Source organism: Anaerococcus urinomassiliensis (genome assembly GCF_900128425.1).
In the GTDB taxonomy this organism is placed as follows: Bacteria; Bacillota; Clostridia; order Tissierellales; family Peptoniphilaceae; genus Anaerococcus; species Anaerococcus urinomassiliensis.
In genome coordinates this window covers 1,297,050-1,317,168 of record NZ_LT635782.1, presented here as the reverse complement: position 1 = coordinate 1,317,168, position 20,119 = coordinate 1,297,050, and the positions used below count along the sequence as shown (strand labels likewise).

Here is a 20,119-nt window from a genome sequence, read left to right as displayed (position 1 = left end):
ATGAGTATAGAAGTTTTAATTTCAACTATGAATGAAGAGTCCATAGATTGCTACAAGCGATTCAACCTAGAAACAGATGCTCTAATCATAAACCAAACTGATAAAAATGCTTATGAAGAAATAGATGCTGGTGACTTTAAGGTCAGGATGATTTCAACTGATACTAGGGGACTTGGAGTAAGCAGAAATCTTGCTATACTAAATTCTAGGGCAGATATCCTAGTTTTTGCAGATGATGATGAAGTTTTTGAAACTGGCTATAGTAAGGCTATAAGAGAAGAGTTTGACAGGCATCCTAATGTAGATTTTTTCATATTTAAAACTATAATATATTTAAATGGTGAGGAGATTGTAAAGGTTAAGGAAGAAAAAGATCTTAAGCTTTACAATTCTTTAAGATATGGATCTGTGCATTTTGTTTTTAAGAAAGACTCTATAGTAAAAAATAACTTATCAGTTTCAACTTATTTTGGTGCAGGAACTGATAATGGTTCTGGTGAAGATAGCTTGTTTTTAAGAGATGCTTTCAAAGCAGGACTTAAAATTAGGACAAGTATAAGGCTTATCGCCAAGGTCTATAATGACGATTCTACTTGGTTTACAGGTTATGACGAAAAGTTTTTTATTGATAAGGGCAAGCTTTCTAAGGCTTTGTTTCCAAGGACTTATAGGCTATATATAGAACAATTTTTGAGAAGACATAAAGAAATGTCAGAAGTTATCGATATAAAAAAAGCTCGCAAGCTTATGCTTAGTGGAGCAAGAGAATTTGGAGGAGAAAATGGAGAATAAAAGATCACTTTTTTCAGCAATCCCACCTGCAATAATAGCAGGAATTATCATAGGAATGCTAACATATTTTGGACTAAACTACACGGGATACAAGGAATACACAGCCCAAGCAAAAATTGTTACATCAAATGTTGAGAATGTAGATGATGCTAAGAACACTGCACAAACTTATGCAGCAACAATCAATAGCTCAAAAATCAAACAAAAAACCTTAGAAACCCTTGCAATTGACTGGAATGTAGGCAAGTTAGATAGCAAGCTTGATATAAAGCCAACTGCAAATTCATCTATCATAGACATCACAGTACAAGACACAAACAAGCTACGCGCAGAAGACTTGGCTGACCAATACGCTGACTATTCTGTAAGGGTAATAAATAATATTTATGATTCTGGTGCAGAGGTTATGGAATATTCATATGGCTTGGCTTCTGTGACAGACAATACTATCAAATATGCTGGTTTTGCAGCAGGGGCCGGAGCAATACTTTGGGCATTAATTACAATGATTTCAATCAACTCCCATAACAAGAAAATCGCCAAAGCATATCTCACAAATGCAAAAAAAGACGAAGTAAAAGAAGTGCGAGAAGTCAAGAAAGTTGAATCTGAGCCAAAAGAAAAGACCACAGTAGTCTCAGATTTAAATGATGCTGATAAAGAATCTGGCACAACTAGAGTTATAGATAGCAAAGAGATAAATAACAAGGTAAGTAACACTAATAAATACGAAATCCTTGGTAAATTACCTAGCTATGAAAAAGGAGAATTAGATGTTTAAGAAGCAAACTGATGAAAAAAGGGAAATCCTTCTTCAATCATTTTATAATCTTGAAGATAAAATAATCCAGAAAATGGGACGCCAAAATGTTTCCATAGCTTTTACAGCTACAAGCATTGGCACGAAAAAAACTGAAAATATCTTAAACATAGCAAGACACCTTGCTGAAGACGGTATTAGTGTCCTTATGATAGATGCCGATCTTAGATATTCAAACTTGGATGACTTTATAGAAGAAGATTCTGAACGTGGATTTATAGATGTAATCCTCGGTGGCTATGATGTAGACCAAGTTAAAATAAGAGATAGGGCCTACAAATCTTTATCTTATCTTAAAACAGGGTCAGTAGCAGATTATGCTGATAAGTTTTTGGAACCTAAGGTTGTTAGAAACTTCTTTAGTGACATCAGCAATGAATATGATTATGTTCTAGTTGATCTAACAGAAAATACAGATGTTGCTGAGGCAAATATGTTTGCTGCAAGTACTGATGCTTGCCTAGTATTTACTAAAGACGATCTAAAATCTAGTGAGCAAACCCAAAATTCATTGGGCCAACTAGAAAAAGCAGATGCCAACATACTTGGCCTTGCCATTACTGACTATGATTATAGTGAAGATGAACTTGATGATTTGTTTGGAGGATATGATGAATAAAAGATTAAAAAGTCTTGCTGTTTTTCTCTTGATACTTATGACTACAGCTTGCGCAGAGGACAAATATGTTTCTGTCCGTCACCCAGAAGATAGCAATGTCAGTGAAGTTTCTGATAGTGATCTTAAAGAAAATAATACTGAAGGCGAAAATACTGGCGAAAACACAGATGAAAACGCTAATAATACAGAAGGTGACCAAGCTAGCGAAAATACAGATGACAAGACTGACGAAAATTCTGATGAAAGCTCTGATGGTGTAATCTATACTGTCGAAGATGTTGTAAATGTTAGACTTGCACCAAGTGAAAACTCAGCTATTATAACCAAAGCTGAACCAGGTCAAGATATTATAAAACTTGGCGATTCTGACAATTGGACAAGGGTAAGTATAGCTGGTCAAACAGGATATATCAGAAGCGATTTGATTAAAGAAAAATAGTCCACTTTAGTAAAAAATGAGGGATAGATGGAGATACTACTAATAAAAAATACTATATGGCCTCTTATTTTAACAATAGGGGTCATTAGTTTATTAAATTATATAATAGATAGAAAAAATCATAGCAAAATTATTGCTATACTTGCAAGTCTACTAGGCCTAGGGATCATGGCTTATATGATTTATACCAATAACACCTACTTATACTTGCAACTTTATTTATTTATGTTCTTTTTATCTATATCCCTTGTGATACTCGCTTTAAGAAAAAACATAGATGCATTTACTATAATTGGCATTGTCCTTATGATTGTAATGCTAATCTTGCTTTTAAGATTTACATTAATTGAGTAACAAAAAAAATAGAATTTTAAAAAAGCTCTTTGGATAAGCCAAGAGCTTTTTTAAAATTCTAAAATTAATTTCTAATGTTATTTTCTACAGCGTCGATTATTAATTGTAGGTATCCAGCTGTGTCAACAAGTGTTGCACCTGTTACTTCATCAATTGCTTTACCTGGTGTAGTAGATTCGATTACTGATTTAACTTCTTCAACTGTTTTACCAGCAACAAAGTTTTCAATTGCAGCATAGTTATCTTTTAATGCTACTGTTGATTGAGCGTGTTCTGTCATTAGGTCAGAATACATATCGTTGTTTTCTAGTTTTGAACCTAGAACAACATTGCTATCATTGTATCCTTCGCTAAATCCACCTTCAGATCCTGGAACGCCTGCACCACCTTCAAGGTATTGGTATTCGTCAATGCTTGCAGCAATGATTTTATCTCCTTCAACAGCTACAACAGCATTACCAAAGCTCTTGTCACCGTGTGGAGCACCTAAAGCGTATCTGATTTCTACATCATCAGGATTTTCAGCATCTCCTGATGCTACAAATGTGTTATCCTTTGCAGTTTCAACAATCATTTTTAATAGGTTTGGTGTTGATTTGAATGTTGCACCTGTTATAGCATCTAGAATTTGTTCATCATCATTTTCGTTTAAGAAATCTTCTAGTTCAGCAATTGTTTTTCCCTTTACAAAGTCTGTAACAGCATTGTAGTTATCTAGTAATGTAACTTCACCACCAGCTTCTTTCATGTCAGCTGAGTAAGCTTCGTTATTGTCGATTTTTGATCCAAGGATTTTGCCTTCTGCTGTACCTTCTCCAAATGCTCCGTCAGAGTTTGGTACTCCCTTGTAGTCAGAATCAGCTTCATAGTATTGGTATTCATCTATGATTGCATCAACGATTTTATCTCCACTTGTTGCTACTACAACGTTTGTGAAAGATCTATCTACATCTTTTGGATATGCTCTGTGAAGTACTAGGTTACCCATTTCAGCTGGTGTTTCTTCGCTAGTTTCTTTTGTATCTTCTTCACTAGCTTCTTCAGAATTTTCGTCAGCTGCTTCTTCTTCAGTATTTTCCTCTTCAGTAGCTTCCTCTTTAGTAGCTTCTTCTTCTACTGCTGGAGATTCTGCTTCAGTTGTTTCTTCAGTAGCTTGTTCTTCCTTAACTTCGTTTGCTGGTTTTTCCTCATTATTGTTTGCACATCCAGCAAAAGTTAAAGCTGTTGCTAGCATAATTGTTGCTATAGAATATTTCTTTTTCATTAACTCCTCCATTAAAATCATTATGTTACCTCACTACTATAGTACAATATTAGGTAAATTTCAAATATAAAGAAAACTTTTAACTATTTAGGGGTATAAGATTAAAAAGGAAATTAGGAGTATTATGCAAATTAATATAGATAATCAGCCAGGAATTAGATTGGCTGGCAGAGCTTATAAATTAGAAAATGCAAGTGATGCAAAAGAAGTTAGAAGAAAGTTTCTAGAAGAGTTTAAGGATCTAGACTTAAAAGACTTGGGTTCTTTTTGTGGTCTAAGACGCTATAATGCCCTTGATGGGACTTTTGATTACTTCCTGGGTTTTGAGATTTCTGACACAGATTTTATCAAAGAATGGGCCCTTGAAATATATGAGATAGAAGAATCTTTGTATTTAGAAGTGGCTATTAATGGTGAAGATGGGCTAGAAGAAGGCTATAGATACACTTACGAGGAATTCTTTCCAAACAAAAAGTATTTCCATTCCCTCGATCCTGACTTGGAGTTTTTTCAATATGATGGCAAGAAAAGAGAAATTGGAAATGTAAGTTTATATATTAGCCTAATGGAAAATATTCACGCTTAGAAATGGGTTTTATATGAAAAAATTATTAACGCTTGCTCTTCTTACAATTTGCCTATCTTCTTGTACTATGTATCCAACAAGAAGAAGTGATGAGCAAATATTTTATGGGGATACCTTGATCGAAACTAGACAAACACCAAAAGCAAAGAAAATAAACTCTAGTTTTACTTATAGTTACGAAGATGAGTACAAAGATGATGAGTTCATTGAATGCCAAATTGAAGATAATTATTAAAACTGGGTATAAATAAGAAAAACAAGATAAGGAGAATTATATGGGAAAATTAAAACTAGCTGCAGATTTAATAAAACTTAACAACAAATTAGGACTGTTAGACATTGGTGATATGATAGGCCTTGCAAGTACTGCTTACAAGATAAAAACTTTTGATCCAATGGATCACGTGCCAGAATTTGACTTTTTTGTTGATGAAGAGATGGAAAGAGCGGAAAGAAGAAAGACTTTACTTATAGCAGGAGCTGCTGCAGGTACAGCCTATCTCTTATACAAAAATAGAGATGCAATATCAAATGCCTTTGACAATAGAAAGGAAATTGCACCAGAAATCGCTATAGATATAAAAACTAAGGGCAAAAAAGTTGTTTCAGATGTAAAGGAAAAAGGCGAAGAAATAGCTAAAGGTGTAGAAGAAGTAGTAGATGATACAAAAAATGAAAGCAGAAAAGCTGTAGAATCTATTGATGTAAAGAATTCTTTCTACAACAAATAGTAAAAAACTATCCCGGAGAATTTCCGGGATATTTTTATATGTGAGATAAAAATCCTTCTATATCAGATTTACTTGTCCTATAAGTTGTGACAAGCCTTGCTATAGTTTTGCCATCAATTTCGCCCATGATTTCAAATTGGGCGATGTTTTGCCAATTCTTAAGTTCATCTTGGCTAAGCTTTACAAATACTTGGTTTGATTCGAATGGATAGGCAAGGTCGTAGCCCTTTTCTACTATGCCAGTGGCAAGGTCCTTTGCCATCTGGTAAGCAATTCTCGCTCCTTCTAGGTAGCCGTCTTCTTTACCAAATACAGCCTCAAACATTATCCCTGGGATAAAGCTTTTAGCCATAAGCTGAGCTTTTTGCTTTTGTAGGTTTATAAAATGCTTTTTCAAATCATCATTTACAATTACAAGGGCTTCTGCATATAAGAATCCATTTCAGGTTCCACCTAGATAAAATATATCGCAAAGGTCCGCCAAGTCTTTTAGGTCATAATCACATTTTTCACTTACTAGTGCGTGGGCAAGCCTTGCTCCGTCTATGAAAAGATATAAGCCATTTTCCTTGCAAAAATCATAGATTTCGCTAAGTTCTTTCTTTGTATAAACTTCTCCAAGCTCTGTTGTATTTGATATATAGACTTTTCTTGGAACGGTCATATATTCATTGTCATAATGAGAATATTTTTTTTCTAAAAGTTTTCTAGATAATTTACCATCTTCTGACTCAATAGCTTCTATTTTTAGACCTGTTGCCTCTATAGATCCTGCTTCGTGACCTTCTATATGGCCAGTTCTTACAGCAAGGATTGATTCTTCTTGCCTTAGACCACATGCAAGGCCCACAACATTTGCACCTGTTCCACCTGGTATGAAGTGGATGTCAAGGTCCTCATTTGCCAAGGCTTTTCTCATCAAAGCCCTAGCGTTTTCACAGTGTTTATCAAAACCATAGCCTGTGTTGTACTCATCTTTTGCCTTTACTAGGGCATCTAATATTTCATCTCTTGCAATATCATTATAATCATTTACGAAAAAATACATTTTATTCTCCTTTTGCTGGATTCTTCAAAGATTCTCTTATTGATTCTTTTAACATCTTAAGGTAAGCATCATAGGCATCCATGACTCCATAAAAATGTACGCCATCTGTCCCAGCATAGTATTCTGGATGGGCCATAGCTTCCTTTTCCCACGGCATTATAGTTACGAACTTATACTTTGGAGCGATCTTTTCCATAGCTACTGATACTCTGTGAGGTTGTTCGTACCTATTATCGTAGCAAGTTACAAATATTAATCTCTTACCATCTGGTAGTGTCTTAACAATCTCTTCTAGGCTATTTTCCGGGTCCTCTACAGCATTTGTTCCCATAGCAATGACTACTATAGAACCTAGATTACCCTCGTTTTCCATTTGCATTAATAATTCTGGAGTGCTTTCAAGTAGCCTACTTCCTTCGGCAGTTACATAAAGGCCATGAATATTTTCTTGCAGCATTTCCCTATTGCCCAGAAGCACGCTATCGCCAATAACTGTAATTGCTTGATTTTCTGCAAGACTGTTTATTTTATCATTGTCCTTATCCATGATGTCTGAAACTTTCTTCCTATCCATGTAGATTTTATCAATATCTTGCTTGATAGATTCTTGAAGGATTGATTTTTCAAGGCTTACCATATCATCTGAAGCATCGGATATGGTATAAGCTATGCTAAAGCTTAGTAGGATTATAAATACAAGGGTAAAGTGGATCATGCCTTGGTATTTATTATAGTCAATTTTTGGTATACTGATTTTATCACTTATAGGCTTGGTATCTTTGCCTACAAAAATCGGTTCAAAGATGTGATAATTAAACAAAACTAAAAGTATTGTCACAAGTATTGATAATACTAAAGCCCATGTGCTGGATACTTTGCTTGAAATTATTACAAAGGCTGGCCAGTGGAATACATACATACCATAAGAATACTCGCTTAGGAGTGGGATTACTTTGCCTTCATCAAGATTTTTGTTGGAATATCCTACGAGAATCAATATTCCTGTTATGATATCTGTTAGCAAAAATCCTATAAAATAAGTGGCCCTATTGTCATAGGAGAAAAGCAAGGACATAAGTAGTATTAGTCCAGAAAATATCATTGTGAGCTTGTTGTAAGGAAGTCTATTAAAGGAAAATCTCTTTACAAAAATTCCAAGCATAGATCCAAATACAAAAGACCCCATCCTTGCTAGGTCAAAGAAGTAGATAAAGGATATATTTTCCTTCCTAAGCGCAACTAATAAAAATGTCAAAATATAAGCATAGACATATAAAATGATGCAAATTTCCATAAACTTTTTGGAAAAACTACGTTTTATATTCCTTTTTCCTTTGACTTTATTATAAATACTCGCCATAACCCAAGGCCAAAATATATAAAAATGAACCTCGATAGCTAGAGACCAAGTATGCATAAATAGCTGTTTGATAAATTGATTCTCATAAGAACCACCACGCATTATTTCAAAAAAGTTGTAGTTGTAAGAAAAAGCAGCCAAAAACTGGTCAAAAAATCTTACTGTATAGTCCTTATCAATAGCAAAAGCAAATATTGTAGTAAGACTTAGCATCAAAAGAACTGCTGGGAAAATCCTTACAAATCTCTTGAAATAAAAGTTTTTAAAATCAATTGATCCATCTTTGTAGAGGGAATCAATCAAATGAAAATTTATCAAAAAACCAGAAAGAACAAAGAGCATATTTACTCCAAGAAAGCCTCCTGGCAGAGCATTTGGGAAAAAGTGATAGGATAAAACTAAGAATATCCCCAAAAACCTAATATAATCTAGACCCTTAATCTTCATTTTTCATATCCTTATTCTTAAAAGTATCTCCATCTTTGATAAATGTCTCGCCAGAATTAAGGTTGATTTCAATATTGGAATTCCCCTTATCTTTGGAGAAATTAGCCTTGTAGGTAAAATCATCCCCAGCAAAACTTCCAGCTCCATCAAATCTTCCGTTTTTAAAAGAACCTTGGTAAGTTCCCCTTTCGGATTTGAGTACGCCTTCTCCATCGAACTTACCATCGACCATAGGCCCAGTGTAATAAGTCCCTTTGTCAATTTTGTAAGCTTCTACATTCTTAGCTTTTGGCCTTGCAAAAAAATATATAACTGATATTAACATTATCAAAGCTAAGGAAAGAGCCATATATGAAAGAAATTTCTTATTTTCCATGGTAAATATCTCCTCATACTATATTATGGGTATATTATATCAAAGAAATGAGGGATTTTATGAAATATTTTTATAAAGACATAAAAAAAGACAATAATATCATATTAAGAGGTGTTTTAAACACTGGAGATGACTTTGATCAGTCCAAAACTTACCCAACGGTTATATATTTCCACGGCTTCGCAGATGATAGAAATGGCCTACAATTTATGAATATCCAAAATTCCAAATTTTTGACGGCTAATGGATATATAGTATTTCGTTTTGATTTTTCCGGATGTGGCGAATCTGATGGAAGTTTCTTTGATATAAACTTATCTCGTGAGATTGAAGAAGCAAGGCTAATCCACGAATTTGTTATAAACGAGCCTTATGTTGATAAGGAAAATTTGTTTTGGAAGGGCCACTCCATGGGTGGATCTGTTGCGGTAGCAATTGCCCACGAGAAAAAGCCTAAGGCACTTTCCTTATTTTCGCCAGCGGCCGATTTTAGTGAAGAAGAGAACTCCTTAATGAAATCACTAAAAGAAGCCTTTAGATCATCCTATGTCAAAAAAGAAGGGGACGATGTAGGAGGTCTAAAAATCAGCGATGAATTTATAAAAGATGTAACAAGCTATGACCTCTACGCTTTGGCACAAAAATACCAAGGCCCAGTTCAAATAATCAGGGGAGATGAAGATAAGATAATATCAAAAGAATCAAACAAGAAACTTTGCAAATCATTTGAAAACTGCATGTACAAGGAAATTAAAGGCACAGATCATACATTTTCAGATTTTGACCAAAGATTAGAATCCTTTCAATTGATGTTTGATTTTTTTGAAAAATATGGAAACTAAGAGGACTGAATCTAGTCCTTTTTTGCTGTGAATAATTTTTAGCTGATAGTGCTTTTAGAAATCCGCAGACCTCTGACCTCGAGGATGACAGCGGGTGTTAGATTCCTACTTTTATACTATGACAGAGTATCAAAAAATAACCATATCATCATCTGAACACTCTAAATAACTGTCATTTTGATGGACAACAAGCGACCCTCTACATCTAGGAACGACAGAAGAATCTTTATGATAAATTCATTAGTGTTAGGATTTTCAGTCAGGTTTTATATAAAAAATCGTATTATTACTAATAAAATAGAAAAGAATAAAATTTTATATTTTGATATTGATTATCATTACTTTATATGGTATACTTTAAATGCAGTTAAAAAGACCTCGGAATTTTAATTATATTTAAATAAATTATAAATATTATTGTTTTATATAGAAAAGGAGTATGCATGCCGGTTACATTGTTTAGTGAAGGTGACTCAGTGAGAGTAACCATGATTAAGGGCAATGATCAAATTAGAAAGCATTTATCAAATTTAGGAATAGTAAAGGGCAAGGAAATGACCCTACAAAGATTTGATGGTGTTAATTATATTTTCTTAATAGAGGGAAACAAAATTGCTCTAGCAAAGGATATTGCTAAAAGAATAATTGTTGAGGATGTTGTTGGATGAAATCTTTAAGAGATGCCAAGGTAGGAGAAAATCTTAAAGTTGTGAAAATAAAGGGAGATGGTCCTACAAAAAGAAGAATAATGGATATGGGCATTACTAAAAATACTGATCTTTTTGTAAGAAAGGTTGCTCCATTAGGAGATCCCGTACAAATAAGTCTAAGGGGATATGAACTTACAATTAGAAAACATGATGCCGAAAATATCATGGTGGAGAAATTATGAGTTATACAGTAGCCCTTGCGGGCAATCCAAATTCTGGTAAGACTACTTTGTTTAACGCTCTTACTGGATCAAATCAAAGAGTTGGAAACTGGCCTGGTGTTACAGTTGACAAAAAAGAAGGGAATCTAAAAAGTCACAAAGATATAGTTATCCAAGACTTGCCAGGAATTTACTCTCTATCTCCATATACATTAGAGGAAAAAGTAGCTCGTGAATATTTGGTCGATGAAAGACCAGATTTAATTGTTAACCTAGTTGACGGGTCAAATCTTATCAGGAATTTATACTTAACAAGCCAATTTATAGAACTTGGTATCCCAACAATACTTGCCTTAAATATGATGGATATTGTAATGCAAAGAGGGGATAAGATTGATAAGGCTGCTTTATCTGAACTATTGGGCTGCCCAGTAATAGAAATCGTGGCAAATAAAGAAAAGGGAATTGATAAGCTAATTAGTGAAATTGAAAAAGCTAACAGCAATCAAACTTATCCAAAAGCTTTAGAATATTCTTATGATTTGGAGAATAAGCTAGCAGATATTAGAAATATTATAGACTCATATGTTGATGAAGATTTAAGAAGATTTTATACCATTAAAGCCTTTGAAAATGACGAGCAAATGGTAGAGAAAATAGGAATTAGTAATGATGATCTTAAGAAAATAGACGATATTAGATCTGCTTGCGAAGAATTTTATGACGATGACGCTGAATCTATTATAACTGGTGAAAGATATGAAAGATTGGAAGTGCTTGGTGGTAGAATATTAAAAAAAGCTGCTCCGAAGCTATCTACAACTGATAAGATAGATAATATTGTTACATCAAGAATCTTGGGTATACCAATATTTGCCCTTGTCATGTTCTTGGTTTATTCCCTTGCAGTTTACGAACATTCACCTGGAACTATGGCAACGGAAGCTGTAAATGGATTTTTTGATGATACATTGATTCCAGGAGCTCAAGCAGCTTTAGAAAGTGCAAGTATAAATGAAGTACTTGTTGGACTTGTAACAGATGGTATCTTAGCTGGTGTAGGAGCAGTACTTGGATTCTTACCACAAATGATGGTTATGTTTGCTCTTCTTTCTATCCTTGAAGATATAGGATATATGTCGAGAGTTGCCTTTATAATGGATAGATTATTTAGACGTTTTGGCCTATCAGGAAAATCATTTATTCCAGCTATGATTTCGACAGGTTGTGGAGTTCCTGGTATCCAAGCTTCTAGAACTATAGAAAATGACAGAGATAGAAGGATTACAATAATGACTACATCATTTATGCCGTGCTCTGCAAAACTTCCTGTAATAGCCCTAATAGCAGGGGCATTTTTCCCAAGCAATAAGGCTCTTATTACCTTTAGTTTTTATTTTATAGGAATAGCGGCTATTGTAATGTCAGGTGTTATATTAAAGAAATTTAAGAAATTTGCTTCTGATCCTGCTCCTTTTATTATGGAGTTGCCTCCATACCATGCACCAAGGCTAAAATCTGTTTTGCAAGATGTATGGAATAAGTCAAAAGCTTATGCAAGACGTGCTGGCACAATAATCTTACTTTCATCCATAGTAATTTGGTTTTTGACAAACTTTGACTTTAGATTAAATCTAATTGAAGAAGATGGGGCAAATTCGATTATGGGAGTTATAGGCTCAGCTATAGGCTTTATATTTAAGCCATTGGGATTTGGCACATGGCAATCAATGGTCGCAACAATTTCTGGCTTTGTTGCCAAAGAAAATGTAGTAAATACCATGGGTATAGTTTTGGGTCTAGGCGCTGATATTACAGAAGATAGTCCAGAACTACTAGCAGCCTTTAATGCAGCTATAGGTACACCAATAGCTGGTTACTCATTCTTGCTATTTAATATGCTTTGCATGCCTTGTTTTGCAGCGGTTGGAGCTATAAAAACAGAAATGGGTGATAATAAATGGACTTTGTTAACAGTAGGTTACCAAATGGGATTTGCATATGCAATTAGTTTTATTTTCTATCAACTTGCAAGGTTGATAGTTTATGGAACATTTACTCTATCAACAATAATAGCATTTATAGTACTGGTTGCTTTACTATACTTATTGTTTAGACCTAATAAGGCTATTGCAGATAACAATACTTATAAAGCAAGTGTTGCTCGCTAAAGAAATAGGAGGTAAAGATGAACCTACAATCATGGATTCTTTTAATAATAATTTTGCTAGTATGTGCTTACATTGTTTATACTAGATTTATAAAAAATGATGCAAATGAGGGTTGCAAGGATTGTCCAGGTCACAATCCACAAAAAGGATTTAATAAAAATAAATTCTAAGAAATAGTTTATACTAATATTTAAACTGTAATAATTTTTTGAAAGTCTTTGGATAAACTATAGGCTTTCAAAAAATTTTGCATAACTATTGATAATGATTATCGTTATACGATACATTATAAAAAATACATTATATAAGGAGAAGTAATATGTCAAAAGTAGCAATAATATATTGGTCTGGTACAGGTAATACAGAAAAGATGGCAGAAGCTATATTTACCAGATTAAAAGAAAAAGAAGTTGATGCAGATTTGATTCAAGCAGGTGCTTTCACAAGTGCTGATATAGATAAGTACAATGCCTTTGCCTTTGGCTGTCCAGCTATGGGCAATGAAGAGCTAGAAGAAGGCGAATTTGAACCGATGTTTGAATCAGTAGAAGATAGTTTAGCTAACAAAGCTACTGTTATCTTTGGTTCATATGAATGGAATGATGGTCAGTGGATGATAGATTGGCAAGAAAGATGTGAAGAACATGATATAAACTTAGCAGCTAATGGCCTAACCGCTTACGGAGAGCCTGGTGAAGAGGATATTAACGCTTGCTATGATTTGGCTGACAGTTTAATCGCTATGCTATAGATATGGGTGATGAATTATTAGCCCTATACTGTAGCCCGGTTTTTGAAAAAATCAAACCATCTAATTTATTTTCCTTATCAAATTATAAATATGACGTTGATAGTTTGATAAGGATATGGAATAAGGATTTCAACAAATATGGCATATATTTTAAGATCTTATCCACGAGAGAAAGAACTTCGTCCATATTTTGCTTTAGAGAAGATCTGCTAAGAAAATTCATTAATACTAATGATACTAAATATTTTTTAAAATCTTGTGGATACGATACTAATAGCGTTGATATCTGTACAGATTGCCTTAAAGATAGGTTATGCCAAAAGGATTTTCCTCATGAAATTGGATTATTACTTGGTTATCCCTATGAAGATGTGATGGGATTTATAGAAAACCAAGGTAAAAATTATCTTTGCAGTGGTTACTGGAAAGTATATAAAGATAAGGATGCAAAATGTAAAATCTTTGCTTTGTATAATCAAGCAAGGCTAGGATATCTTTGTGCAATAAGAGATAGTGCAAAGATACTAGAACTAGTTGAAAAAAATAGTAAATAAAAACTAAATTCCTATCAAATTCATGCAAAGTCTCCTAAACAATATAAGCTTGATAGGAATATACCTATATGTACAAAAGTTATTACACTATAAAATAGCAAGTAGATTGATAAAATATCCATTCTAACTTGCTATTTTTATTTTATTAAAATATTTATGACAAAGTGTGAAACGTTAGAGTAGATCCTTAGTGTATTTTCATTGTTTAAGGGTATTAACCTCATATTGGCAAATTATAACTTGAATTATCATAATCCATGGTTATAATAATATGTACAAGAAAGCACGCTAATTTTATGTTTATTTTAATAAACTTATTTATATAAAAGGAGATTGTATGACAATTAAAAATAATTCAAAAGAATTAATAGGAAATACACCGTTACTCAAGCTAACTTCTCTAGAAAAAGAGAGAAGAGCAGACATTTATGTTAAGGTAGAAAAAAACAACCTTGCAGGATCTATCAAAGACAGGATAGCCCTATATGATCGAAGAAGCAGAAAAAGCAGGCAAGATCAAGCCAGGTGACACAATAGTAGAACCAACAAGTGGTAACACTGGTGTAGCCCTAGCAGCTCTAGCTGCAGCAAAAGGCTACAAGCTTATACTAACTATGCCAGCATCAATGAGTAAGGAACGTGAACAATTGGCTAAAGCCTATGGTGCAGAAGTAATCAGAACCACAGAAAATGCTCTCCAAGGTTCAGTAGATAAGGCCAAAGAATTAGCAGAAAAAGAAGGATACTTCTTCCCAGACCAATTTTCAAATCCAGCCAATGTAAAGGCTCACTATGAAACAACTGGCCCAGAAATCCTAGCAGAAATCACCCCAGATGCATTTATTGCAGGAGTTGGTACAGGTGGAACAGTAACAGGTGTTGGAAAAAGATTAAAAGAAAAAGATTCTAATATCAAAGTTTACGCTATCCAACCAGCGGAAAGTCCACTCTTATCAGGAGGAAAAGCAGCAGGCCACAAAATCCAAGGTATAGGTGGTAACTTCATCCCTAAAAACCTAGACTTTGATGTAGTTGATGACATAGTAAGTGTAGCAAGTGACGATGCTATCAAAATGAGTAGGCAACTTGCAAAAGATGAAGCTCTAGCAGTAGGTATATCATCAGGAGCCAATGTATGTGGAGCAATAGAAATTGCCGACAAACTTGGCGAAGGGAAAGCTGTCGTAACAGTACTTCCAGATACTGGCGAAAGATATTTATCTACAGAATTATATCCAATAAATGATTAATTATGAAGATTATAAAGAGGAACTTTTAGTATCTGCTCTAGAAAAAGATCCTGCTTTGAGAAGTAAAGAAGAAGCCGTACTCTATTCCCCTGGAGTAAAGGCTCTCCTATCCCACTATAGGGCCCACGAACTTTGGGAAAAGGGGAAATTTTATGAAGCCAATGAGCTAGCCTTCAAATCTAGGATGGAAACAGGAATAGAGATTCATCCTGGGGCAAGTATTGGCAGAAGATGCTATATTGACCATGGGGTTGGAGTGGTCATAGGAGAGACAGCAGAAGTAGGCGACGATTGCCTTATGTATCATGGGGTAACCATTGGTGCTGTTGCAAACAAAAAGGGCAAGAGACACCCTAGTGTAGGAAACAATGTAATGCTTGGAGCAGGGGCAGTAATCCTAGGTGATATAAAAGTAGGAGATAATGCCAAAATAGGCGCCAACGCTGTAGTTCTAGAAGATATACCTGAAAACTCAACAGCAGTAGGAGTTCCAGCAAGAATTATAAAAAGATAAAGAAAAACACTTCCGTAATTTAATGGAAGTGTTTTTTATATTATCCTAAAAGTATTCTGTGGAAATTTTTCTTTCCTTTTTTGATTATAATTTTGTTATCTTCGAATAAGTCTTCGCTTATTTCCATTCCAACATCTGTGATTTTCTCATCATTTACTGATACTCCACCTTGTTTAACAAGTCTTCTGCCTTCTCCGTTAGAGCCTGTTAGTCCAACATTTGTCATAAGTTGTAATAGGCCAATTGGTAAATCTTCTTTAGAAATTTCTGTTGTTGGCATAGCATCTTCGTTACCTTTTCCGGCAAATAGTGCTTTTGCAGCATCTAGGGCTTCTTTTGCAGCTTCTTCGCCGTGGATTAGCTTGGTTACTTCAAAGGCTAGAACTTCCTTAGCATGGTTGATATCAGCTGCCTCTGACTTAGATCCTAGTTTTCTACATTCTTCTGTTGGTAGGAAAGTAAGTTGAAGCAAGAATTTTTCGACATCTCTATCGTCCACATTTCTCATATATTGGAAAAGTTCATATGGACTTGTCTTTTCGCCGTCTAACCATACAGCACCCTTTTGGCTTTTGCCCATCTTCACTCCATCAGCTGTTGTAAGAAGTGAGAAAGTCATACCATAAGCCTTGGCATCTTCTTTTTTGCGAACAAGGTCTACACCACCGATTATATTTGACCATTGGTCAGATCCACCGATTTCTAGGGTACAGTCGTGGCGGCGGTAAAGTTCTAAGAAGTCATAGGATTGTAAAAGCATGTAGGAAAATTCAAAGAAAGTCAATCCACCAGCTGCCATACGATTCTTATAGGCATCTTTTTTGATCATTTCATTAACCAAAAATTCATTTCCTACATCTCTTAAGAATTCCAAGAATTTAAGTTCTGTAAGCCAGTCTTTGTTGTTAACAACAGTAGCTGCATCATCACCAAATTCTAAAAATCTTTGGAACTGTTGGTAGAAGCTATTGGCGTTATGGTCGATGGTTTCTTCTGTCATAACTTTTCTCATATCAGAACGACCAGATGGGTCACCGATTAGGGTTGTACCACCACCAAGTAGGGCGATTGGCTTGTGACCGTAATTTTGCATACGGATCATAACCATAATTTGGATAAGGTGGCCTACTGTAAGAGAATCAGCTGTAGCATCAAAACCACAGTAGAAGGTCATTGATTCGTTTTTAAGTTTTTCCTTAAGTTCAGCTTCATCAGTAGCTTGCTCGTAGTAACCACGGTCCACAAGCTCATCAAAAACATTGTCATATTCTTTTTCGTAAGTAAATTTCATATATTCCTCCTAAAATAAGCACAAAAAAAGAGCATAAGAGGGCAGATATCTGCGGTACCACCTCTTTTTATACTCTAAGCCTTGACAAACCCAAGGCAGGCCTTAAACAAAATGAAAGTGTAATTCAGGAATAATCCCTACTAGAATTCATTATCTGTTATATTTATATATTTATAATATACATCAATTTTTGGATTTTACAATATACAAAGCAAATTGAATTAATGTTAAATGTGTAATGAAATAACGTTTTCTATCAGTAAACGAAACATTGTTTCTAAATGTATAAGAATTATTGACAATTTTGTTTCTTTAGAATATCCTTTATGTAGGAGTAAAAAATGAATAATGTTTTCATAAAATTAAAATCATATTATCCATCAGCTAGTAATAGTGAAAAGATACTGATAGATTATATGTTAAATCAACCTGATGAAGTTATTAATTACAATATAAGGATGCTGTCAAAAAAAACGTTTACTTCACCTGCTACTATTATAAGGTTATGCAAAAACCTCAATTTTACTGGATTTCAAGAATTGAAAAATTCTTTAATATACAATCTGGCTATAGAAGAAGCAAATGTAAATGAGCTTTCCAAAGATATTTCCGAAGATACTTCTATATCGGATATGATTGATATAATAACTAACAAAAATCAGCAGGCTATTATTAATACAGGAAAATTAAACGATGAAGAGGATTTGTTAGAGGCTATAAGGCTAATAGAATCTTATGACAAAGTCTATTTATTTGGCATGGGTTCTTCTTTGCTTGTAGCAATGGATATGAGGCAAAAGTTCTTGAGGGTCAATAGGAATTTTATTATTGACCAAGATTGGCATCTACAGTTATTAAATGCGAGAAATGCTGATGAGAACACCTTGGCAATTATTTTTTCTTATTCTGGAGAAACTCACGAAATGCTTGAATGCACTAAATCCTTATATTCAAACAATGCTAAGATTATTTTAATAACAGGATTCATAAATTCACCTATAGCAAAAAAGGCCGAAAAAATTTTACAAGTTGCTCCTATAGAAAATATCGTAAGAACAGGGGCTGTTAGTTCAAGAATAGCCCAACTTAATATAGTGGACCTACTTTATAACATATACATTATAAGAAATTATGATAGTTCCATTAAAAAGATTAGTAAAAATTATATAGTTAAGGAGGAAAAGGAATTTGGAATGTAAAAAAAACTTAAAAACTGAAACGAGAAACCCAGATTCGATGAACTTAGATAAATTATCCACGCTTGAAATCGTCAGATTGATGAATGATGAAGATAAGAAAGTATCTGAGGCGGTAAGTACAAATGCTGAGATGATTGCTGACCTATCAGATGAAGTTATAAATACGTTTAAGAAAGGAGGTAGATTAGTTTATATTGGGTCAGGCACTAGTGGAAGACTTGGAGTTCTAGATGCTTCGGAATGTCCACCAACCTTTGGAGTAGATTCAGATATGGTTATAGGACTAATTAGTGGGGGGCAAGATGCGATATATTCTGCCAAGGAAGGCATGGAAGATAACAAGGCTAAAGCGATAGAAGACTTAAAAGATATAGAATTTAGCAAAGATGATATACTTGTTGGGATTGCTGCAAGTGGCAGAACACCATATGTTATACAAGCAATCGAATATGCAAAAGAAATCGGCGCTGTGACAGGTTCTATAGTATGTAATGAGAATTCTCCAATTAGTGCCATATCGGATTATCCAATAGAAGCTATAGTTGGTCCAGAAGTATTGACAGGATCTACTAGGCTAAAAGCAGGAAGTGCACAGAAAATGATTTTAAACATGATTAGTACTTCTTCAATGGTAGGAATCGGTAAAGTTTACCAAAATTTAATGGTAGATGTAAAGCCAACAAATGATAAATTAAGAAAAAGAGCAAAGAATATAGTAATTGAAATAACAAAAGCTGATGAAAAACTTGCAAAAAGTACTTTAGAGAAGACAAATTGGAATGTTAAAGAAGCCATTTGTATGATTGAACTAGGCTGTAATAAAAAAGAAGCTAGAGAGAAAATTCAATCAGCAAATGGATTTTTAAAAGAGGCGCTGAGGGATAATTAAATGCAAAACTATGAAGAAATGATTTTTCAAATAATAATTGATGCTGGTGAAGGTAAATCATATGCATATGAAGCACTAGATTGTGCAAAAGATGGTGACTTTAAAAAAGCCGATGAACTTTTGAAGAAAGCAGATAAGAGTTTTTTTAAAGCTCATGAGTTCCAATCGAAATTAATGCAAGATGACATCGAAAATGGTTATAAGGGCAAATTACTTATTATGATGCATGCCCAGGATCAACTTATGACAGCAGTCGAAACAAAGGATTTGATAAGTGCATTTATAAAAATTTATAAGGTTAAAATTAATGACAAGTAAAAATAAGTTGAGATTGGAAAATAATCGAGCTTATAAAACTGATTATGATATACCAAAAATTTCATATATTAGTGCTGTATTATTTATATTTATTAGCTTTTTATATATTACTATTTTTAGGAAATTTATTTCAAATAAGTATTTTATATTATTCTTACTTCCAGCTTTTATTAGCACAACTACATTTTTATTGGAAAGTAAGATAAATAAGACTAGAAACAAATTTAGAAAAGTTACTATTATAAAGATTTTATTATATTTTGTAATAATTTTTTTATATTTACTAATTATTTTATTTTAATATAGGGAGGAAAAATATGAAAGTTTTATTTGTTTGTTCCATGGGGATGAGTTCTTCTATGGCTGTTAATGGATTAAAAGAAGAAGGTGCAAAAAATAATGTAGAAATTGAAGTGAATGCAATTGGATCTAGTGGACTAGAAGATGAAATAAAAAATGGTTATGACATAGTAATGGTTGCTCCACAAATTAGGCACAGATTTAAAGACTTAGAAGAAATTGCAAAAAAATATAATATTCCAATTGAACTTATTGAACCAGTTGCTTATAGTCCTATGGGTAGTGAAAAACTTTATGAGCAAGCAATGAATTTATATAACGAGAAATAGAAAG

Annotated in this window: 26 protein-coding genes and 1 pseudogene; 21 read left to right on the top strand and 6 right to left on the bottom strand. The window is 33.8% G+C overall.

Annotation, left to right across the window (positions count from 1 at the left end; translation table 11 throughout):
- The 5 genes from BQ7474_RS07280 to BQ7474_RS07260 are packed head-to-tail and all read left to right on the top strand — an operon-like array spanning position 1 to position 3,024.
- The gene (locus BQ7474_RS07280) at positions 1-792 is read left to right on the top strand and encodes a glycosyltransferase family 2 protein (RefSeq protein ID WP_073998260.1); all 792 of its coding nucleotides are present in this window, start codon (positions 1-3) and stop codon (positions 790-792) included.
- On the top strand, positions 782-1,573 hold the full coding sequence (locus BQ7474_RS07275) for a YveK family protein (RefSeq protein WP_073998259.1): 792 nt from the start codon (positions 782-784) through the stop codon (positions 1,571-1,573). The genes BQ7474_RS07280 and BQ7474_RS07275 overlap by 11 nt, the downstream gene beginning before the upstream one ends.
- Positions 1,566-2,231, top strand: coding sequence for a CpsD/CapB family tyrosine-protein kinase (locus BQ7474_RS07270; RefSeq protein ID WP_073998258.1), 666 nt, complete (start codon positions 1,566-1,568; stop codon positions 2,229-2,231). The genes BQ7474_RS07275 and BQ7474_RS07270 overlap by 8 nt, the downstream gene beginning before the upstream one ends.
- Positions 2,224-2,670: an SH3 domain-containing protein gene (locus BQ7474_RS07265; protein WP_073998257.1), complete on the top strand. Its 447-nt coding sequence runs from the start codon at positions 2,224-2,226 to the stop codon at positions 2,668-2,670. The genes BQ7474_RS07270 and BQ7474_RS07265 overlap by 8 nt, the downstream gene beginning before the upstream one ends.
- A gap of 27 nt (positions 2,671-2,697) precedes the next feature.
- On the top strand, positions 2,698-3,024 hold the full coding sequence (locus BQ7474_RS07260) for a hypothetical protein (RefSeq protein ID WP_073998256.1): 327 nt from the start codon (positions 2,698-2,700) through the stop codon (positions 3,022-3,024).
- A 64-nt stretch (positions 3,025-3,088) separates the two neighbouring features.
- Here the strand turns inward: BQ7474_RS07260 and BQ7474_RS07255 are convergent, their stop codons facing one another.
- Complete coding sequence (locus BQ7474_RS07255; RefSeq protein ID WP_073998255.1) at positions 3,089-4,288, bottom strand: peptidoglycan-binding protein; 1,200 nt, start codon at positions 4,286-4,288, stop codon at positions 3,089-3,091.
- A 124-nt stretch (positions 4,289-4,412) separates the two neighbouring features.
- On the opposite strand from BQ7474_RS07255, the gene BQ7474_RS07250 reads away from it, so the two are divergent.
- Genes BQ7474_RS07250 through BQ7474_RS07240 form a run of 3 tightly spaced genes read left to right on the top strand, consistent with a single transcriptional unit; the run spans position 4,413 to position 5,605 of the window.
- The gene (locus BQ7474_RS07250) at positions 4,413-4,874 is read left to right on the top strand and encodes a GyrI-like domain-containing protein (protein ID WP_073998254.1); all 462 of its coding nucleotides are present in this window, start codon (positions 4,413-4,415) and stop codon (positions 4,872-4,874) included.
- A 13-nt stretch (positions 4,875-4,887) separates the two neighbouring features.
- Positions 4,888-5,109 carry a hypothetical protein gene (locus tag BQ7474_RS07245; protein WP_073998253.1) on the top strand — a complete coding sequence of 74 codons (222 nt, stop codon included), beginning with the start codon at positions 4,888-4,890 and terminating at the stop codon, positions 5,107-5,109.
- 40 nt (positions 5,110-5,149) lie between these two features.
- Positions 5,150-5,605 carry a YtxH domain-containing protein gene (locus BQ7474_RS07240; protein WP_073998252.1) on the top strand — a complete coding sequence of 152 codons (456 nt, stop codon included), beginning with the start codon at positions 5,150-5,152 and terminating at the stop codon, positions 5,603-5,605.
- Positions 5,606-5,639: 34 nt separating this feature from the next.
- Here BQ7474_RS07240 and BQ7474_RS10920 read toward each other — a convergent pair whose 3' ends face one another.
- The 4 genes from BQ7474_RS10920 to BQ7474_RS07225 all read right to left on the bottom strand — a co-directional run bounded on the left by BQ7474_RS10920 (position 5,640) and on the right by BQ7474_RS07225 (position 8,836).
- Positions 5,640-5,957 (bottom strand): PLP-dependent aminotransferase family protein, encoded by a 318-nt coding sequence (locus BQ7474_RS10920; protein WP_235821487.1) that lies wholly within the window; start codon positions 5,955-5,957, stop codon positions 5,640-5,642.
- Positions 5,958-6,047: 90 nt separating this feature from the next.
- Positions 6,048-6,653 carry a threonine aldolase family protein gene (locus BQ7474_RS10915; protein WP_235821486.1) on the bottom strand — a complete coding sequence of 202 codons (606 nt, stop codon included), beginning with the start codon at positions 6,651-6,653 and terminating at the stop codon, positions 6,048-6,050.
- Between the two features lies 1 nt (position 6,654).
- Complete coding sequence (locus tag BQ7474_RS07230) at positions 6,655-8,460, bottom strand: acyltransferase family protein (RefSeq protein ID WP_073998251.1); 1,806 nt, start codon at positions 8,458-8,460, stop codon at positions 6,655-6,657.
- A complete protein-coding gene (locus BQ7474_RS07225) occupies positions 8,450-8,836 on the bottom strand; it encodes an MORN repeat-containing protein (RefSeq protein WP_073998250.1) in 387 nt (128 codons plus the stop codon). The genes BQ7474_RS07230 and BQ7474_RS07225 overlap by 11 nt, the downstream gene beginning before the upstream one ends.
- Positions 8,837-8,895: 59 nt before the next feature.
- Between BQ7474_RS07225 and BQ7474_RS07220 the strand changes: the two genes are divergently transcribed.
- From BQ7474_RS07220 to epsC, 9 genes and pseudogenes are all read left to right on the top strand, one after another.
- Positions 8,896-9,678 carry an alpha/beta hydrolase gene (locus tag BQ7474_RS07220; protein ID WP_073998249.1) on the top strand — a complete coding sequence of 261 codons (783 nt, stop codon included), beginning with the start codon at positions 8,896-8,898 and terminating at the stop codon, positions 9,676-9,678.
- 443 nt (positions 9,679-10,121) lie between these two features.
- Entirely contained in the window at positions 10,122-10,346 is a 225-nt protein-coding gene (locus BQ7474_RS07215; protein ID WP_073998248.1) for a FeoA family protein, read from the top strand.
- Entirely contained in the window at positions 10,343-10,570 is a 228-nt protein-coding gene (locus BQ7474_RS07210; RefSeq protein WP_073998247.1) for a FeoA family protein, read from the top strand. Before BQ7474_RS07215 ends, BQ7474_RS07210 begins: the two co-directional genes overlap by 4 nt.
- The gene (feoB, locus tag BQ7474_RS07205) at positions 10,567-12,720 is read left to right on the top strand and encodes a ferrous iron transport protein B (RefSeq protein WP_073998246.1); all 2,154 of its coding nucleotides are present in this window, start codon (positions 10,567-10,569) and stop codon (positions 12,718-12,720) included. The genes BQ7474_RS07210 and feoB overlap by 4 nt, the downstream gene beginning before the upstream one ends.
- 17 nt (positions 12,721-12,737) lie before the next feature.
- On the top strand, positions 12,738-12,890 hold the full coding sequence (locus BQ7474_RS07200; protein WP_073998245.1) for a FeoB-associated Cys-rich membrane protein: 153 nt from the start codon (positions 12,738-12,740) through the stop codon (positions 12,888-12,890).
- Positions 12,891-13,039: 149 nt separating this feature from the next.
- Entirely contained in the window at positions 13,040-13,471 is a 432-nt protein-coding gene (locus BQ7474_RS07195) for a flavodoxin (RefSeq protein ID WP_044566703.1), read from the top strand.
- A gap of 2 nt (positions 13,472-13,473) precedes the next feature.
- Positions 13,474-14,025 carry a DUF3793 family protein gene (locus BQ7474_RS07190; protein WP_073998244.1) on the top strand — a complete coding sequence of 184 codons (552 nt, stop codon included), beginning with the start codon at positions 13,474-13,476 and terminating at the stop codon, positions 14,023-14,025.
- A 337-nt stretch (positions 14,026-14,362) separates the two neighbouring features.
- A pseudogene (gene cysK / locus BQ7474_RS07185) lies at positions 14,363-15,275 on the top strand (cysteine synthase A).
- On the top strand, positions 15,268-15,789 hold the full coding sequence (epsC, locus tag BQ7474_RS07180; RefSeq protein WP_177343666.1) for a serine O-acetyltransferase EpsC: 522 nt from the start codon (positions 15,268-15,270) through the stop codon (positions 15,787-15,789). Before cysK ends, epsC begins: the two are co-directional and overlap by 8 nt.
- A 40-nt stretch (positions 15,790-15,829) precedes the next feature.
- Here the strand turns inward: epsC and tyrS are convergent, their stop codons facing one another.
- On the bottom strand, positions 15,830-17,080 hold the full coding sequence (gene tyrS, locus BQ7474_RS07175; RefSeq protein WP_073998243.1) for a tyrosine--tRNA ligase: 1,251 nt from the start codon (positions 17,078-17,080) through the stop codon (positions 15,830-15,832).
- Between the two features lie 341 nt (positions 17,081-17,421).
- On the opposite strand from tyrS, the gene BQ7474_RS07170 reads away from it, so the two are divergent.
- The 4 genes from BQ7474_RS07170 (at position 17,422) to BQ7474_RS07155 (ending at position 20,115) form a co-directional block, all read left to right on the top strand.
- On the top strand, positions 17,422-18,279 hold the full coding sequence (locus tag BQ7474_RS07170; RefSeq protein ID WP_073998242.1) for a MurR/RpiR family transcriptional regulator: 858 nt from the start codon (positions 17,422-17,424) through the stop codon (positions 18,277-18,279).
- Positions 18,269-19,168: an N-acetylmuramic acid 6-phosphate etherase gene (gene murQ / locus BQ7474_RS07165; protein WP_073998241.1), complete on the top strand. Its 900-nt coding sequence runs from the start codon at positions 18,269-18,271 to the stop codon at positions 19,166-19,168. The genes BQ7474_RS07170 and murQ overlap by 11 nt, the downstream gene beginning before the upstream one ends.
- Positions 19,169-19,486 carry a PTS lactose/cellobiose transporter subunit IIA gene (locus tag BQ7474_RS07160; protein ID WP_073998240.1) on the top strand — a complete coding sequence of 106 codons (318 nt, stop codon included), beginning with the start codon at positions 19,169-19,171 and terminating at the stop codon, positions 19,484-19,486.
- Between the two features lie 317 nt (positions 19,487-19,803).
- A complete protein-coding gene (locus BQ7474_RS07155) occupies positions 19,804-20,115 on the top strand; it encodes a PTS sugar transporter subunit IIB (protein ID WP_073998239.1) in 312 nt (103 codons plus the stop codon).
- The last annotated feature ends 4 nt before the right edge of the window (positions 20,116-20,119 follow it).

What these genes read in the sequence shown, in the direction of transcription:
- BQ7474_RS07195 (WP_044566703.1), top strand. Translation starts at nt 13,040, where the DNA reads ATGTCAAAAGTAGCAATAATATATTGGTCTGGTACAGGTAATACAGAA.
- epsC (WP_177343666.1), top strand. Translation starts at nt 15,268, where the DNA reads ATGATTAATTATGAAGATTATAAAGAGGAACTTTTAGTATCTGCTCTA.
- BQ7474_RS07245 (WP_073998253.1), top strand. Translation starts at nt 4,888, where the DNA reads ATGAAAAAATTATTAACGCTTGCTCTTCTTACAATTTGCCTATCTTCT.
- BQ7474_RS07275 (WP_073998259.1), top strand. Translation starts at nt 782, where the DNA reads ATGGAGAATAAAAGATCACTTTTTTCAGCAATCCCACCTGCAATAATA.
- BQ7474_RS07190 (WP_073998244.1), top strand. Translation starts at nt 13,474, where the DNA reads ATGGGTGATGAATTATTAGCCCTATACTGTAGCCCGGTTTTTGAAAAA.
- BQ7474_RS10920 (WP_235821487.1), bottom strand. Translation starts at nt 5,957, where the DNA reads ATGGCTAAAAGCTTTATCCCAGGGATAATGTTTGAGGCTGTATTTGGT.
- BQ7474_RS07240 (WP_073998252.1), top strand. Translation starts at nt 5,150, where the DNA reads ATGGGAAAATTAAAACTAGCTGCAGATTTAATAAAACTTAACAACAAA.
- BQ7474_RS07250 (WP_073998254.1), top strand. Translation starts at nt 4,413, where the DNA reads ATGCAAATTAATATAGATAATCAGCCAGGAATTAGATTGGCTGGCAGA.
- BQ7474_RS07200 (WP_073998245.1), top strand. Translation starts at nt 12,738, where the DNA reads ATGAACCTACAATCATGGATTCTTTTAATAATAATTTTGCTAGTATGT.
- BQ7474_RS07230 (WP_073998251.1), bottom strand. Translation starts at nt 8,460, where the DNA reads ATGAAGATTAAGGGTCTAGATTATATTAGGTTTTTGGGGATATTCTTA.
- BQ7474_RS07220 (WP_073998249.1), top strand. Translation starts at nt 8,896, where the DNA reads ATGAAATATTTTTATAAAGACATAAAAAAAGACAATAATATCATATTA.
- BQ7474_RS07155 (WP_073998239.1), top strand. Translation starts at nt 19,804, where the DNA reads ATGAAAGTTTTATTTGTTTGTTCCATGGGGATGAGTTCTTCTATGGCT.
- BQ7474_RS07160 (WP_073998240.1), top strand. Translation starts at nt 19,169, where the DNA reads ATGCAAAACTATGAAGAAATGATTTTTCAAATAATAATTGATGCTGGT.
- BQ7474_RS07215 (WP_073998248.1), top strand. Translation starts at nt 10,122, where the DNA reads ATGCCGGTTACATTGTTTAGTGAAGGTGACTCAGTGAGAGTAACCATG.
- BQ7474_RS07170 (WP_073998242.1), top strand. Translation starts at nt 17,422, where the DNA reads ATGAATAATGTTTTCATAAAATTAAAATCATATTATCCATCAGCTAGT.
- tyrS (WP_073998243.1), bottom strand. Translation starts at nt 17,080, where the DNA reads ATGAAATTTACTTACGAAAAAGAATATGACAATGTTTTTGATGAGCTT.
- BQ7474_RS07225 (WP_073998250.1), bottom strand. Translation starts at nt 8,836, where the DNA reads ATGGAAAATAAGAAATTTCTTTCATATATGGCTCTTTCCTTAGCTTTG.
- BQ7474_RS07255 (WP_073998255.1), bottom strand. Translation starts at nt 4,288, where the DNA reads ATGAAAAAGAAATATTCTATAGCAACAATTATGCTAGCAACAGCTTTA.
- BQ7474_RS10915 (WP_235821486.1), bottom strand. Translation starts at nt 6,653, where the DNA reads ATGTATTTTTTCGTAAATGATTATAATGATATTGCAAGAGATGAAATA.
- BQ7474_RS07210 (WP_073998247.1), top strand. Translation starts at nt 10,343, where the DNA reads ATGAAATCTTTAAGAGATGCCAAGGTAGGAGAAAATCTTAAAGTTGTG.
- feoB (WP_073998246.1), top strand. Translation starts at nt 10,567, where the DNA reads ATGAGTTATACAGTAGCCCTTGCGGGCAATCCAAATTCTGGTAAGACT.
- BQ7474_RS07265 (WP_073998257.1), top strand. Translation starts at nt 2,224, where the DNA reads ATGAATAAAAGATTAAAAAGTCTTGCTGTTTTTCTCTTGATACTTATG.
- BQ7474_RS07260 (WP_073998256.1), top strand. Translation starts at nt 2,698, where the DNA reads ATGGAGATACTACTAATAAAAAATACTATATGGCCTCTTATTTTAACA.
- BQ7474_RS07270 (WP_073998258.1), top strand. Translation starts at nt 1,566, where the DNA reads ATGTTTAAGAAGCAAACTGATGAAAAAAGGGAAATCCTTCTTCAATCA.
- BQ7474_RS07280 (WP_073998260.1), top strand. Translation starts at nt 1, where the DNA reads ATGAGTATAGAAGTTTTAATTTCAACTATGAATGAAGAGTCCATAGAT.